General features: G+C 66.4%; 12 protein-coding genes. 7 read left to right on the forward strand and 5 right to left on the reverse strand.

From position 1 onward, the window contains the following. The first annotated feature begins 38 nt into the window (after window positions 1-38). Window positions 39-2,354 (forward strand): ribonuclease R, encoded by a 2,316-nt coding sequence (gene rnr, locus RSD66_RS10930; protein ID WP_415287748.1) that lies wholly within the window; start codon window positions 39-41, stop codon window positions 2,352-2,354. A 178-nt stretch (window positions 2,355-2,532) separates the two neighbouring features. Then, entirely contained in the window at window positions 2,533-3,240 is a 708-nt protein-coding gene (locus RSD66_RS10935) for an NUDIX hydrolase (RefSeq protein ID WP_415287749.1), read from the forward strand. 18 nt (window positions 3,241-3,258) lie between these two features. Here the strand turns inward: RSD66_RS10935 and RSD66_RS10940 are convergent, their stop codons facing one another. Further along, window positions 3,259-3,873 (reverse strand): hypothetical protein, encoded by a 615-nt coding sequence (locus tag RSD66_RS10940; protein WP_415287751.1) that lies wholly within the window; start codon window positions 3,871-3,873, stop codon window positions 3,259-3,261. Between the two features lie 127 nt (window positions 3,874-4,000). Here RSD66_RS10940 and rpmG point away from each other — a divergent pair, with 127 nt between their 5' ends. Then, window positions 4,001-4,168 carry a 50S ribosomal protein L33 gene (gene rpmG / locus RSD66_RS10945; protein ID WP_003164451.1) on the forward strand — a complete coding sequence of 56 codons (168 nt, stop codon included), beginning with the start codon at window positions 4,001-4,003 and terminating at the stop codon, window positions 4,166-4,168. A gap of 92 nt (window positions 4,169-4,260) precedes the next feature. Here the strand turns inward: rpmG and RSD66_RS10950 are convergent, their stop codons facing one another. Both RSD66_RS10950 and RSD66_RS10955 read right to left on the reverse strand, forming a co-directional pair. Continuing rightward, window positions 4,261-5,622 (reverse strand): PleD family two-component system response regulator, encoded by a 1,362-nt coding sequence (locus RSD66_RS10950; RefSeq protein ID WP_024353981.1) that lies wholly within the window; start codon window positions 5,620-5,622, stop codon window positions 4,261-4,263. A gap of 3 nt (window positions 5,623-5,625) precedes the next feature. Further along, complete coding sequence (locus RSD66_RS10955; RefSeq protein ID WP_003167338.1) at window positions 5,626-5,991, reverse strand: response regulator; 366 nt, start codon at window positions 5,989-5,991, stop codon at window positions 5,626-5,628. Window positions 5,992-6,114: 123 nt separating this feature from the next. Here RSD66_RS10955 and RSD66_RS10960 point away from each other — a divergent pair, with 123 nt between their 5' ends. The 4 genes from RSD66_RS10960 (at window position 6,115) to RSD66_RS10975 (ending at window position 9,697) form a co-directional block, all read left to right on the forward strand. Beyond that, window positions 6,115-7,389, forward strand: a complete 1,275-nt coding sequence (locus RSD66_RS10960) for a DNA polymerase IV (RefSeq protein ID WP_415287754.1) — start codon at window positions 6,115-6,117, stop codon at window positions 7,387-7,389. 54 nt (window positions 7,390-7,443) lie between these two features. Beyond that, window positions 7,444-7,902, forward strand: a complete 459-nt coding sequence (locus tag RSD66_RS10965) for a RidA family protein (protein ID WP_415287756.1) — start codon at window positions 7,444-7,446, stop codon at window positions 7,900-7,902. Between the two features lie 163 nt (window positions 7,903-8,065). After that, window positions 8,066-9,304 carry a GNAT family N-acetyltransferase gene (locus RSD66_RS10970; protein ID WP_415287757.1) on the forward strand — a complete coding sequence of 413 codons (1,239 nt, stop codon included), beginning with the start codon at window positions 8,066-8,068 and terminating at the stop codon, window positions 9,302-9,304. An 87-nt stretch (window positions 9,305-9,391) separates the two neighbouring features. Further along, window positions 9,392-9,697, forward strand: a complete 306-nt coding sequence (locus tag RSD66_RS10975; protein WP_024353977.1) for a CsbD family protein — start codon at window positions 9,392-9,394, stop codon at window positions 9,695-9,697. 71 nt (window positions 9,698-9,768) lie between these two features. Here RSD66_RS10975 and clpA read toward each other — a convergent pair whose 3' ends face one another. Further along, window positions 9,769-12,072, reverse strand: coding sequence for an ATP-dependent Clp protease ATP-binding subunit ClpA (gene clpA, locus RSD66_RS10980; protein ID WP_415287759.1), 2,304 nt, complete (start codon window positions 12,070-12,072; stop codon window positions 9,769-9,771). 12 nt (window positions 12,073-12,084) lie between these two features. Beyond that, complete coding sequence (gene clpS / locus RSD66_RS10985; protein ID WP_003164443.1) at window positions 12,085-12,414, reverse strand: ATP-dependent Clp protease adapter ClpS; 330 nt, start codon at window positions 12,412-12,414, stop codon at window positions 12,085-12,087. Window positions 12,415-12,544: the final 130 nt, after the last annotated feature.

The following is a 12,544-nucleotide window of genomic DNA, read 5'->3' on the forward strand; positions in this document are numbered from 1 at the left end:
TTCACCCTTTCGCCGAGAAGCGCGTTAGAAAGGGCGCAATGGTCAAGACACCCAAACGCCCCGCAGCGGGCCTGCCCGACAAAGAATCCCTCATCGCCTTCCTTCGTGAGGCCGGTGAAGCCGAAAAGGCCGACATCGCGCGCGCCTTCGGCCTTAAGGGCGCCGAGCGGCGCCAGATGCGCGACATGCTGAAGGAGCTGGAGGCCGAGGGCCGTCTCAGCAAACGCGGCCGCAAGGGCTTTTCCGAGGTCGGCGCCCTGCCCCCGGTCGGCGTCGCCGACGTGGTGGACCGCGACGCCGACGGCGAGCTTTACGTCCAACTGGTCAAGGGCGGAGAGGATGCACCGCGCGCCGTCCTGATGCCTGATCGCGAGGGTCGCGGCCCCGCGCCCGGCATGGGCGACCGCCTATTGGTCAAGTTCAGCCAGGGCGTCGACGGCTGGGAGGCCCGACTGGTCAAACGGCTGGACACCGGCGGCAACCGCGTGTTGGGCGTCATCCGCAAGGGCGGGCGCGAGACGCGGGTCGAGCCGGTCGACAAGCGCTCCAAGGATGTTCTGCTGGTCCCGCAGGCACAGGCTGCCGATCTGCGCGACGGCGATCTGGTTCTGGCCGCAGTCGAGAAGGGCGAGCATCGCTACGGCCCCAAGCGCGGCAAGATTCTTGAGAACATCGGGCGCGAGGACGACCCGCGCGCCGCCTCCATCATCGCCATCCACGCCCACGGGGTGCCGACCGGCTTCTCCGAGGCCGTGGAACGCGAGGCCGAGGATCAGGCTGTCCCGACGCTGAAGGGGCGCGAGGACCTGCGCCACGTCCCCTTCATCACCATCGATCCCGCCGATGCGCGCGACCATGACGACGCCGTCTATGCCGAGCGTGACGAAGACCCGGCCAATGCGGGCGGCTGGATCGTCTGGGTCGCCATCGCCGACGTCGCCGCCTATGTGCGTCCGAACACGGCGCTGGACCGCGAGGCGCGGGCCAAGGGCAACTCGACCTACTTCCCCGACCGCGTCGAGCCGATGCTGCCCGAAGTCCTGTCCAACGGCCTGTGCAGCCTGAAGCAGGGCGAGAACCGCGCCTGCATGGCCGTGCGCATGGTCTTCGACAAGGACGGCAGGAAGACCGGGCACAAGTTCACGCGCGGCCTGATGCGCAGCCACGCCAAACTGTCCTACGAACAGGCGCAATCGGCCATCGACGGCCTGCTGGACGACGCCACCGGGCCGATCATGGAGGCGATCCTCTATCCACTGTGGAACGCCTATCGCACCATGCTGAAGGGCCGCGAGCGCCGCAGCCCTCTGGCTATCGAAAGCCCCGAGCGCCGCATCATCATGTCGCCCGACGGCGGCATCGCCGGTATCGAGCCGCGCAAGTCGCTGGAAGCTCACCGCCTGATCGAAGAAATGATGATCCAGGCCAACGTCTGCGCCGCCGAGACGCTGGAGAAGACGCACACGCCGCTGATCTATCGCGTCCACGACACGCCCAGCCAGGAGAAGATCTTCAACCTGGCCGACTTCCTGCACACCATCGGCAAGCCGTGGAACAAGGGCGAGGCGCCGAACACCAAGCGCTTCAACAAGCTGCTGGAAGAGACCCGCGACACCCCGCACGCCGAGGTCGTCAACGAAGTCGTCCTGCGCACCCAGATGCAGGCCATCTACTCGCCGGACAATGTAGGCCACTTCGGTCTGCACCTGGACCGCTACGCCCACTTCACCTCGCCCATCCGGCGCTATTCGGACCTGATCGTCCATCGCGGGCTGATCCGGGGGCTGAAACTGGGGTCGGACGGCCTGACCGACCGCGAGATCGCCGAACTGGGCGGCATCGCCGAACACGTCACCGAGACCGAGCGCCGCTCGATGGCGGCCGAGCGCGACGCCATGGACCGCTACATCGCCGCCTTCCTTGAAGAGCACGTCGGCGCGACCTTCAGCGGACGGATCACCGGCGTGACCCGCTTCGGCCTATTCATCCGGCTGGACGAGACGGGCGCAGACGGTCTGGTCCCGGTCTCGACGCTCGGCGACGAATACTTCACCCACGACGACCGCGCCCACGCCCTGGTCGGCGAGCGGTCGGGCAAGCGCTTCCCGCTGGGCCGCCGGGTCGAGGTGCGGTTGATGGAGGCCACGCCCGTCACCGGCGGTCTGGTGCTGGAGATGCTGTCCGAACCAGACCCGCGCGACCCCAACGCCCCGGCGCCGCGCTATGGGATGCGCGGAAGAGGCGGCGACGGCCCTCCCAAGCGCGGCAAGGGCCGTCCGGGCGGTCCCAAACCCCGCAACGGCGCCAAGCCTTCCGGCGGCCTGAAAGGCGTCAGAAAGGGCAAGCGGCGGTGAGGAATATCACGTCCCTTCTCCCCTCGAGGGAGAAGGTGGGCGCCGAAGGTGCTCGGATGAGGGGGCTGTATCCGCACGCAGGACGACAGACGTTGAGGGCGCGGCAAGCGTCCCCCTCATCCGTCTCGCTGCGCGAGCCACCTTCTCCCCCGGCGGGGAGAAGGCAGGAGTTTTTGCCATGACCCCCACCCCATTCGACGCAGCCCAGGACCTCGCCGATGCGCCGCGCACCGGGGGCGCCCAGCGCCCCAAGGACGCCGCCACCCTGATCCTGACGCGCGACGCCAAGCGCCCCGAGGTGCTGATGGGCCGACGCGCGCCGGGCCATGTCTTCATGGCCTCGAAGTGGGTGTTTCCGGGCGGACGCATCGAGCGCGCCGACTTCACCGCCGCCTCGAAAGGCCCCCTGTCGCCCGACGCTGCGCGCCGGCTGGAGACGGAAATGCCTGCCCGCCGCGCCCGCGCCCTGGCCCTGGCCGCCGTGCGCGAGACCTTTGAAGAGACGGGGCTGATCCTGGGCCGAGCGGCGCCCACCGCCTCAGTCGCCGGGCCGTGGCGGGAGTATCGTCAGGCGGGCGCCCTGCCCGATCTGTCGGTGCTGTCCTATGTGGCGCGGGCCATCACCCCGCCGGGCCGACCGCGCCGTTTCGACGCGCGCTTCTTCATGGCCCCGGTCGAGGCTCTGCGCGATCCGGACCGTATCGAAGGCTCGGGCGAACTGGACGAGATCGCCTGGATTCCTCTGGACGAGGCGCAGAACCTCGACCTGCCCGCCATCACCCGCTTCGTGCTGGGCGAGGTGGCCGAGCGGCTGGAGACGCCTCAACGCCCCCTGCCCTTCGTGCACATGGTGCGCGGCCGCCACGTCATCGACTATCAGGACTGACGCGGCGGCCTTAAGGTCTTATTCGGCGACCGGCTTCGTCAGGTCGAAATCAACCTGGAAGTGGCGGTTCGGGCGGCGCAGTTCATAGGTGAAGGTCTTGTCAAGATGGACCTCCATCGCCCAGACGTTGGTCGTCGAGACCGAGGCGTCGTTGGCGTTGAACAGGTCGATGGATTCCTGATCGACCGGGAACTCCTGACGCTCTGCCGTGCCTTCGTTCGCCGTGTCGCCGCCGTACCAGTGCAGCGGGTCGGTCTTGCCGTCCGGCTGGCGGTGATCGTGCTTCAGGCGCAGGCCCGAATCGGTGCGCGTCACCACCCAGGTGCGCGAGCGGTCTTCGCCGACCCAGAAGGGGATGCGAATCTCGTCCGCCGAACAGTCGCGCACGTGCATCAGCAGGCGTTTGCCGGCGAAGTCGGAATCGGCGGCCTCGTTGGTGACGACCTTGCCCTCGAATCGCTGGCCGCACAGGGCGGTCAGATTGGCGAAGAAGGCGTCCTGCGCCGTGGCTGGGGCCTCAGCAGTCGCAGCCGCCGGGACGGCAGGCTCGGACGAACAGGCGGAAAGGGCCAGACCGGCGGCGATAACGGCGGCGGACAGGGCGTGGGCGGGCTTGAAGCAGGGCTTTTTCATGGCGAAACACTAGCGTCTGTATGGCCAGGCTCAACGCGACATCGAAGCCGTTGACTTTGAGCCCGTCCTGAGTATGTTCCGCGCCTCTTATTTCAAGCGGCTTTCGCCGTCGCAGAGGTTAATTCCGATGGCCAAACCGGCTTCCATCAAGATCCGCCTGAACTCCACCGCCGACACCGGCTTCTTCTACGTCACCAAGAAGAACGCCCGTACGATGACCGAGAAGATGGTCGTCAAGAAGTACGACCCGGTCGTCCGCAAGCACGTCGAGTTCAAGGAAGGCAAGATCAAGTAAGGGTCTCGCCCTCCGCTTGAATCTGCAAGAATCGAAACGCCCGGTCGCAGGACCGGGCGTTTTTCTTTGACCGTTTATCGGAAAGCGTCGCGTCAGGCGGCGCGGGCGACGACGCGGTTGCGCCCCTGAGCCTTGGCCTCATAGACGCCCTCGTCCGCCCGCTTGAGCAGGGCCTCGGGCGTGTCCTCCATGCCCAGGCTGGCCGCCACGCCGACCGAAACGGTCACGCCCAGCACATCGCCTCCGCTGATACGGAAGGGGGCCGCCCCCACGTCGCGGCGAATACGTTCGGCGATGCGATGGGCGTCTTCCAGCGTCGTGCCCGGCATGACCACCACGAACTCCTCGCCGCCGAAACGACAGGGCAGATCGACCGCGCGCACATTGGTCGCCAGCCGTACCGAAAACTCGCGCAGCACCTCGTCGCCGACGTCATGACCAAAGGTGTCGTTCACGGCCTTGAAGTGGTCGATGTCCAGCACCAGCACCGCCACCGGGTCCCCGCCCCGCGCGGCGCGCGCGACCAGAGCTTGCAACTGGCTGGTCATGTAGCGGCGATTGTGCAGACCCGTCAGCGGGTCGGTGATCGCCATCTCCAGATTATGGTCCAGCTTGTCGCGCAGGAAGTCGCCGTACCGCTTGCGCTTCACCTGGGTGCGGACCCGCGCCGACATCTCTTCAGGATCGACGGGGCGGGCCAGGATGTCATGCGCGCCCAGATCCAGCGCCTTCAGCAGACGCGGCCGATCATGGGTGTCGATCAGCGCCAGTATGGGAATGCGTCGCGTCATCTCCTTGGAGCGCAACTGGGCGATCAGGCGCAGGCCGTCGAAGCCTTCGGACGACACATTGACGATGACCAGATCGACCGGTCCCCGCGCCGCGTCCAGAGCGTCGGCCAGGGTGTCCGCAATCATCGGGCGATGCTCGATCGACAGCTCCCGCGCTATCATCTCGGCTTGAAGTTCATTGTCGTCGACGACCAGAACCCGACCGCCCGAGCCCTTCAGACGGCCGACGCCGCCTGCGTCCATGCCCAAACGGCGGCTGCTTTCCTCGCGTTCACGCAGCTCATCCATGACCATCTTCAGGCGCGTCAGGCTCTTGACCCGCGCCATCAGGATCACATCGTCCAGCGGCTTGGACAGGAAGTCGTCAGCGCCCGCTTCCAGTCCCCGGATGCGGTCATGACGCCCGTCCAGGGCCGTCACCAGCACCACCGGGATATGACGCGTCTCCTCGGCGGCCTTGAGCCTACGGCAGGTCTCGAACCCGTCCATGCCGGGCATCATGACGTCCAGCAGGATCAGGTCGGGCTGTTCATCCCGGGCGATGCGCAGGCACGAGGTCCCGTCGCCGCAGGTCAGGGCGTCATAGTATTCAAGGGTCAGCTTGGCTTCGAGCAGACGGACATTCGCCTCTACGTCGTCGACCACCAGAATTCGCGCACTCATCCCCTACCCCAGGTGCTTTCGCACCGTTTCAAGGAAGGAAATGACAGAGATCGGCTTGGAGATGTAGGCCTCGCAGCCCCCCTGACGAATCCGTTCCTCATCACCCTTCATGGCGAAGGCTGTAACGGCGATGACGGGTATATGGTTCAGCTCTTCATCATCCTTGAGCCATTTGGTCACCTCGAGCCCGGAAATCTCCGGCAGCTGGATATCCATCAGGATCAGATCAGGGCGATGCTCGCGCGCAATCGCCAGCGCCTGCAGCCCTTCGCGGGTCTGCAGCACTTCGTACCCCTGAGAATCGAGCAGATCATGAAAAAGCTTCATGTTCAGCTCGTTATCCTCGACGATGAGGATCTTCTTGGACATCCGCCACCCGGCCGTTGCGCCTCTTGTTCATTCGCTTTCGCGTCGGGCTGTTACGCCTTCTTGGGTGCACTGTGGCGGCGTCAGTCTTAAGTTGACGTGAAGCTGAGGAAACGGAGTTCCTGTTTGGCCATCACGGCCCTTTGCCGCGACTGTCTGTGGACCGGAGACCGCAAGGTCGTGCGGTGCCCGTCGTGCGCCTCGCGCCGGGTGATCGCCCACGACGAACTGAGCGATCTTCACATCGCCCACCTGGACTGCGACGCCTTCTACGCCTCGGTCGAAAAGCGCGACCGACCCGAACTGCGCGACAGGCCCGTGATCGTCGGCGGCGGCAAGCGCGGCGTGGTCTCCACCGCCTGCTATGTAGCGCGGCTGTACGGCGTCGGCTCGGCCATGCCGATGTTCAAGGCGCTGAAGGCCTGTCCGGACGCCGTGGTCATCAAGCCGGACTTCACCAAATACAAAGCCGAGAGCGCACGCATCTTCGGCGCCGTCCAGCGCCTGACGCCGCTGGTTCAGACCCTATCGCTGGACGAGGCCTGGATCGACCTGAAGGGCACAGAGCGGCTGAATGGCGGGCCGCCCGCCTTCCAGCTGGCGCGCCTGCAGAAATGGATCGAGGATGAGACAGGGCTGAGCGTCTCCATCGGCCTGGCGCCCAATCGCTTCCTGGCCAAGATCGCGTCCGAACTGGACAAGCCGCGCGGCTTCTCCGTCATCGGCGCGGCCGAGGCGCAAGGCCTGCTGGCCCCGCGCCCCGTGACCACCCTGCCCGGCGTCGGGCCGGTGTTCGGGCGCACCCTGCGTTCGGACGGTTTCGCCACCATCGGCGATCTGGCCGCCGCCGAGGTGAAGGATCTGGTCCGGCGCTATGGCGAGACGGGCCTGCGGCTGCACGACCTCAGCCACGCCCGCGACAGCCGCCCGGTGAACCCCGACCACGACCGGCGCGGCATGAGCGCCGAGACCACCTTCAACGACGACCTGACCACCGCCGAGGCGCTGGAGGCCGAACTGTGGCCCCTGTGCGAGAAGCTGGCGGCCAAGGCGCGACGCGACGGCGTGGCCAGCCGGGTCCTGGTGCTGAAACTGCGCAAGACGGACTTCAAGATCGTCACCCGCCGCATCACCCTGGCCGAGCCCGTGCAGACGGCGCGCGCCCTGTTCGCCGCCGGTCGCGACCTGCTGAAGCCGGAACTGGGCGTGCCCTATCGATTGATCGGCATCGGCATGGCCGATATCGCCGACGCCCAGGATGTCCCCGCCGGGTTGTTCGCCACCGCCGAAGCCCGCGCCCTGAAGACCGAGACCGCCATCGACGCCCTGCGCGACAAGTTTGGGGCAGGCGCTGTCGTCGCCGGGCGCGCTCTGAAACGTCCCAACGAACGCCCCGGATGACGCGGCCGCCGCGCCGCGCTAAACCCCCTGCACCCTTTCATACGGAGTCGCCCCATGAGCATCCACGCCCGCATCGCTGAACTCGGCATCACCCTGCCCGAGCCCGCCAAGCCGGTCGCCAGCTATGTCTCCTACGTCCGCTCGGGCGAGCAGATCTTCATCTCGGGCCAGCTGTCCAATGACGCCTCGGGCGGCATCAAGGGCACGGTCGGCGTGGATGTGACCCCGGAGCAGGCCGCCGAGGCCGCCCGCCTGTGCGGCGTCAACCTGCTGGCTCAGATCAACGCCGCCGTCGACGGCGACCTGGATCGCGTGATCCGCATCGTCAAGCTGGGCGGCTTCGTTCAGGCCGGACCGGACTTCGAGGCCATCCCCGCGGTCATCAACGGCTGCTCGGACCTGATGGTCCAGGTCTTCGGCGACGCCGGCAAGCACTCGCGCTCGGCCGTCGGCGTCTACAAGCTGCCGCTCGGCTTCGCCGTCGAAGTGGACGCTGTCATCGAGGTGAAGTGACACCTGTGAACGTCAGCCTTCTCCCCTCGGGGGAGAAGGTGGGCGGCGGAGCCGCTCGGATGAGGGGGACGCTGGCTTCGCCCTTATCCGCCGCCTGCGCGGACACCGCCCCCTCATCCGGCCCTGACGGGCCACCTTCTCCCCCGAGGGGAGAAGGGTAAAAGTGTCCGGCTTCACACTTCAGGTGCACGACAGGATCGCCGCGATAGGCCGGGACGCGTGGGACGCCTGCGCGGCCCCGACCGGCGATCCCTTCGTCTCCTATGACTTCCTTGACGCCTGCGAGGCGTCCGGCAGCGCCGTCCCGTCTGAAGGCTGGGCGGCGCGCCACCTGTCACTGCACGATGAGGACGGCGCCGTGATCGGCGTTATGCCCCTTTATCTGAAGGGCCACAGCCAGGGCGAATACGTCTTCGATCACAGCTGGGCCGACGCCTATCAGCGCGCGGGCGGGCGCTATTATCCCAAGCTGCTGGGGGCTGTGCCGTTTACGCCGGCAACCGGGCCGCGCTTTTTGGCGCGCCCCACCGTCACCCCGGAAGCCGCGCAGCGGCTATCCGGGGCCGCTCAAGACGCCGACGTCAGTGCCCCTGGAGTTCACGGCTCTACGCTGCGCTCCGGCCGGGATGACGCGATCAGGTCAGCCCTACTGCAAGGCGCGCTGACGTTGACTCAACGGCTGGGCGTCTCGTCCCTGCACGTCAACTTCCCGACCGAGCCGGAATGGCGCGCCATGATCGAGGCGGGCCTGCTGCCGCGCCGGGACATCCAGTTCATCTGGCGCAACGACGGCTATCAGAGCTTCGACGACTTCCTCGGCGCCCTGTCTTCCAGTCGGCGCAAGACCATCCGGCGCGAGCGGCGCGAGGCGCAGGCCAATCTCGATATCCGCGTCCTGACGGGCGTTGCAATCACACAGGCGCATTGGGACGCCTTCTTCGCCTTCTACATGGACACCGGAGACCGAAAGTGGGGGCGGCCCTATCTGACGCGCGACTTCTTCGCCCGCGTGGGGGCGAGCATGGCCGACCGCATCGCCCTGGTCATGGCGTTCGAAGACGAGACGCCCGTGGCGGGGGCGCTGAACTTCATCGGACGGGACGCCCTATACGGCCGCCAGTGGGGGACGCTGGTCGACCGGCCCTTCCTGCATTTCGAGCTGTGCTATTATCAGGCGATCGAATTCGCCATCGCGCGAGGGCTGTCGCGGGTCGAGGCGGGGGCGCAGGGGGATCACAAGATCGCGCGCGGCTACCTGCCCTCCCCGGTCTATTCGGCGCATTTCATCGCCGATCCGGCGCTGCGCGATCCCGTCGCCCGCTATCTGGAGCAGGAACGCCCGGCTGTGGAGGCGGAGATGCACGCCATGACTGCGGAGCTGTCTCCCTATCGCCATCGCTGACATGCGGTCGCACCTGATAAAACGCCGGAACCTCGACCTTGGCTGCGCGCTTTGAGGGAGAGTTTCACTCCCCAACAGGTAAGAAGAATGGCTAATCAACGTATCGAAGGCGCTGTCGAAGAGTTTGAAGGCAAGGCCCAGCGCGGCCTGGGTCGTCTGGCGGGCGACAGCAAGCTTCAGGTCGACGGCGCCATCAAGGAAGCCGGCGGCCGCGCCAAGAACGCCTATGGCCGCGTCATCGACGGCCTGGACGGCATGGTCGACAAGGCCCCGGCCGACCTGCGCGCGCCCGCTCGCAAGGGTCTGGACTTCGCCCGTGAAAAGCCTCTGCTGACGGTCGGCATCATCGCCGGCGCGGCAGCCGTGCTCAGCGCCCTGGGCCGCAAGCGCTAAGACGGCGACTCCCGATATGAAAAAGGCCCGGACGGCGACGTCCGGGCCTTTCTCTTTGCGCCTGATCGAAATCAGGCGGTCTCTTCTTCAGCCTCCTTCACCGCTGCGCCCTTGGCCGGGGTGATGTCGAAGGCGATCTTGCCGTCCTTCAGCTCGACCTTGACGTGGCCGCCGCGGGTCAGGCGGCCGAACAGGATGTCGTCGGCCAGCGGCTTCTTGATGTGCTCCTGAATGACGCGGGCCAAGGGCCTTGCGCCATACAGTTCGTCGAAACCGTTCTTGGCCAGCCAGTCGGTCGCCTCGTCGGTCAGTTCGATGGTGATGTTGCGGTCCGCCAGCTGGGCTTCCAGCTGCAGCACGAACTTGGTCACGACCGAGCGGATCGTCTCGGCGCCCAGCGGCTTGAAGGCCACGATGGCGTCCAGACGGTTGCGGAACTCAGGCGCGAACAGGCGCTGGATGGCCTTTTCGTCCTCGCCCTCGACCTTGCCCCGGCCGAAGCCGATGGCCGCGCGCGCGTTATCGGCGGCGCCCGCGTTGGTGGTCATGATCAGGATGACGTTCCTGAAATCAACCTTCTTGCCCACGGCGTCGGTCAGCGTCCCGTTGTCCATCACCTGCAGCAGGATGTTGTAGACGTCGGGGTGCGCCTTCTCGATCTCGTCCAGCAACACGACAGAGTGCGGGTGCTGGTCGACGGCGTCGGTCAGCAGGCCGCCCTGATCATGGCCGACATAGCCCGGAGGCGCGCCGATCAGGCGGCTGACCGTGTGGCGCTCCATGTATTCGGACATGTCGAAGCGCTGCATCTCGATGCCGAGGGTGGCCGCGAGTTGCTTGGCCACTTCGGTCTTGCCGACGCCGGTCGGACCGCTGAACAGGAAGGTGCCGATAGGCTTGTTCGGGTCGCGCAGACCCGCCCGCGCCAGCTTCATCGCCGACGACACCTGGTCAATCGCCTGCTCCTGACCAAAGACGGCGCGCTTCAGATCGGTCTCCAGCTCACGCAGGGATTCCGTGTCCGACTTCGACACCGACTTGGGCGGGATGCGGGCCATCTTGGCGATGACGGCCTCGACCTCCTTCTGGCCGATGACCTTCTTGCGCTTCGATTCCGGCAGCAGCATCTGCGACGCCCCCGCCTCGTCGATCACGTCGATGGCCTTGTCCGGCAGCTTGCGGTCGGTGATGTAGCGCGCCGACAGATCGACCGCCGTGCGGATGGCCGAGTCGGTGAAACGCAGCTTGTGGTGCGTCTCGTAGGTCGTCTTCAGGCCCTTGAGGATCTTCACCGTGTCCTCGATCGTCGGCTCATTGACGTCGATCTTCTGGAAGCGGCGGACCAGGGCGCGGTCCTTCTCGAAGTGCTGGCGATATTCCTTGTAGGTGGTCGAGCCCATGCAGCGCAGGCTGCCGGACGCCAGGGCAGGCTTCAGCAGGTTCGACGCATCCATCGCCCCGCCCGAGGTCGCGCCCGCGCCGATCACCGTGTGAATCTCGTCGATGAACAGGACGGCGTTGTCGTGGCTCTCCAGTTCCTTGACGACCTGTTTCAGTCGTTCCTCGAAGTCGCCGCGATAGCGGGTGCCCGCCAGCAGCGAGCCCATGTCGAGGCTGTAGATCGTCGCGTCCTTCAGGACTTCCGGCACCTCGCCGTTGACGATCTTGCGCGCCAGACCTTCGGCGATGGCGGTCTTGCCGACGCCGGGGTCGCCGACCAGCAGCGGGTTGTTCTTGGTGCGGCGGCACAGGATCTGGATCGAGCGCTCGACCTCGGCCTGACGCCCGATCAAGGGGTCGATCTTGCCGTTGCGGGCCTTCTCGTTCAGGTCGATGCAATAGGCTTCCAGCGCCTCGCCGCCCTGTTTGACGACCGAGCCGTCCTCGGCCTCTTCGGGGCTGGCGCCGCGCACCGAGCGGGCTTCATTGGCCCCGGCCTTCTTGGCGATGCCGTGGGCGATGAAGTTGACCGCGTCGTAGCGCGTCATGTCCTGCTCCTGCAGGAAATAGGCGGCGTGGCTTTCGCGTTCGGAGAAGATGGCGACCAGGACGTTGGCGCCGGTCACTTCCTCGCGGCCGGACGACTGGACATGGATGACCGCGCGCTGGATCACGCGCTGGAAGCCCGCCGTCGGCTTGGCGTCGTCGCCGTCGGCCGTGGCCAGGGCGGCCAGGTCTGTGTCGACATAGGAGCCGAGCGCAGCCTTCAGCGCGCCCAGATCGACGTTGCAGGCCGTCATCACGGCCGAGGCGTCCGGATCGTCGATCAGGGCCAGCAGCAGGTGTTCAAGCGTGGCGTATTCGTGCCGACGCTCGTTGGCGTAGTGGACCGCGCGGTGCAGGGTCTCTTCGAGAGGACGGGAAAACGAAGGCATGGCAGGTTCCTCTCAGTCCTTTTCCATCGTGCATTGCAGGGGGTGCTGGTGGCGTCGCGCCGTCTCGACCACCTGGGCGACCTTGGTTTCGGCCACTTCGTAGGTGAAGACGCCGCAGACCCCGACGCCATGCTGGTGCACGTGAAGCATGATGCGGGTCGCGTCCTCGCGGCTCTTCTGGAAGAACCGCTCCAGCACGTAGATGACGAACTCCATGGGGGTGTAGTCGTCATTCAGGATCAGCACCCGATAGAGCGAGGGGCGCTGAAGTTTCGGCTTTGTCTCGGTGACGACGGCGGCGCCTGCGCCTCCGCCCTGTTCACCTGGCCGTCTGTTAGGCATTCGTGGTCCGTATTCGGGGAGTGTCGAGGGATCAGATAGGGAATGATGGCCTGATTTGTAGAGGCGTCCAGCCCCACAGACGCTCGCGCACGCCCAGTTGATGCCTGAACGTGAAAAGGCCCCGGCGTTT

It is taken from the genome of Brevundimonas sp. S1H14, assembly GCF_047716865.1.
Classification (GTDB): Bacteria; Pseudomonadota; Alphaproteobacteria; order Caulobacterales; family Caulobacteraceae; genus Brevundimonas; species Brevundimonas naejangsanensis.

Excerpts from the sequence above, each read along its gene's own strand:
- rnr (WP_415287748.1), top strand. The coding sequence starts at position 39 with ATGGTCAAGACACCCAAACGCCCCGCAGCGGGCCTGCCCGACAAAGAA.
- RSD66_RS10935 (WP_415287749.1), top strand. The coding sequence starts at position 2,533 with ATGACCCCCACCCCATTCGACGCAGCCCAGGACCTCGCCGATGCGCCG.
- RSD66_RS10940 (WP_415287751.1), bottom strand. The coding sequence starts at position 3,873 with ATGAAAAAGCCCTGCTTCAAGCCCGCCCACGCCCTGTCCGCCGCCGTT.
- rpmG (WP_003164451.1), top strand. The coding sequence starts at position 4,001 with ATGGCCAAACCGGCTTCCATCAAGATCCGCCTGAACTCCACCGCCGAC.
- RSD66_RS10950 (WP_024353981.1), bottom strand. The coding sequence starts at position 5,622 with ATGAGTGCGCGAATTCTGGTGGTCGACGACGTAGAGGCGAATGTCCGT.
- RSD66_RS10955 (WP_003167338.1), bottom strand. The coding sequence starts at position 5,991 with ATGTCCAAGAAGATCCTCATCGTCGAGGATAACGAGCTGAACATGAAG.
- RSD66_RS10965 (WP_415287756.1), top strand. The coding sequence starts at position 7,444 with ATGAGCATCCACGCCCGCATCGCTGAACTCGGCATCACCCTGCCCGAG.
- RSD66_RS10975 (WP_024353977.1), top strand. The coding sequence starts at position 9,392 with ATGGCTAATCAACGTATCGAAGGCGCTGTCGAAGAGTTTGAAGGCAAG.
- clpA (WP_415287759.1), bottom strand. The coding sequence starts at position 12,072 with ATGCCTTCGTTTTCCCGTCCTCTCGAAGAGACCCTGCACCGCGCGGTC.
- clpS (WP_003164443.1), bottom strand. The coding sequence starts at position 12,414 with ATGCCTAACAGACGGCCAGGTGAACAGGGCGGAGGCGCAGGCGCCGCC.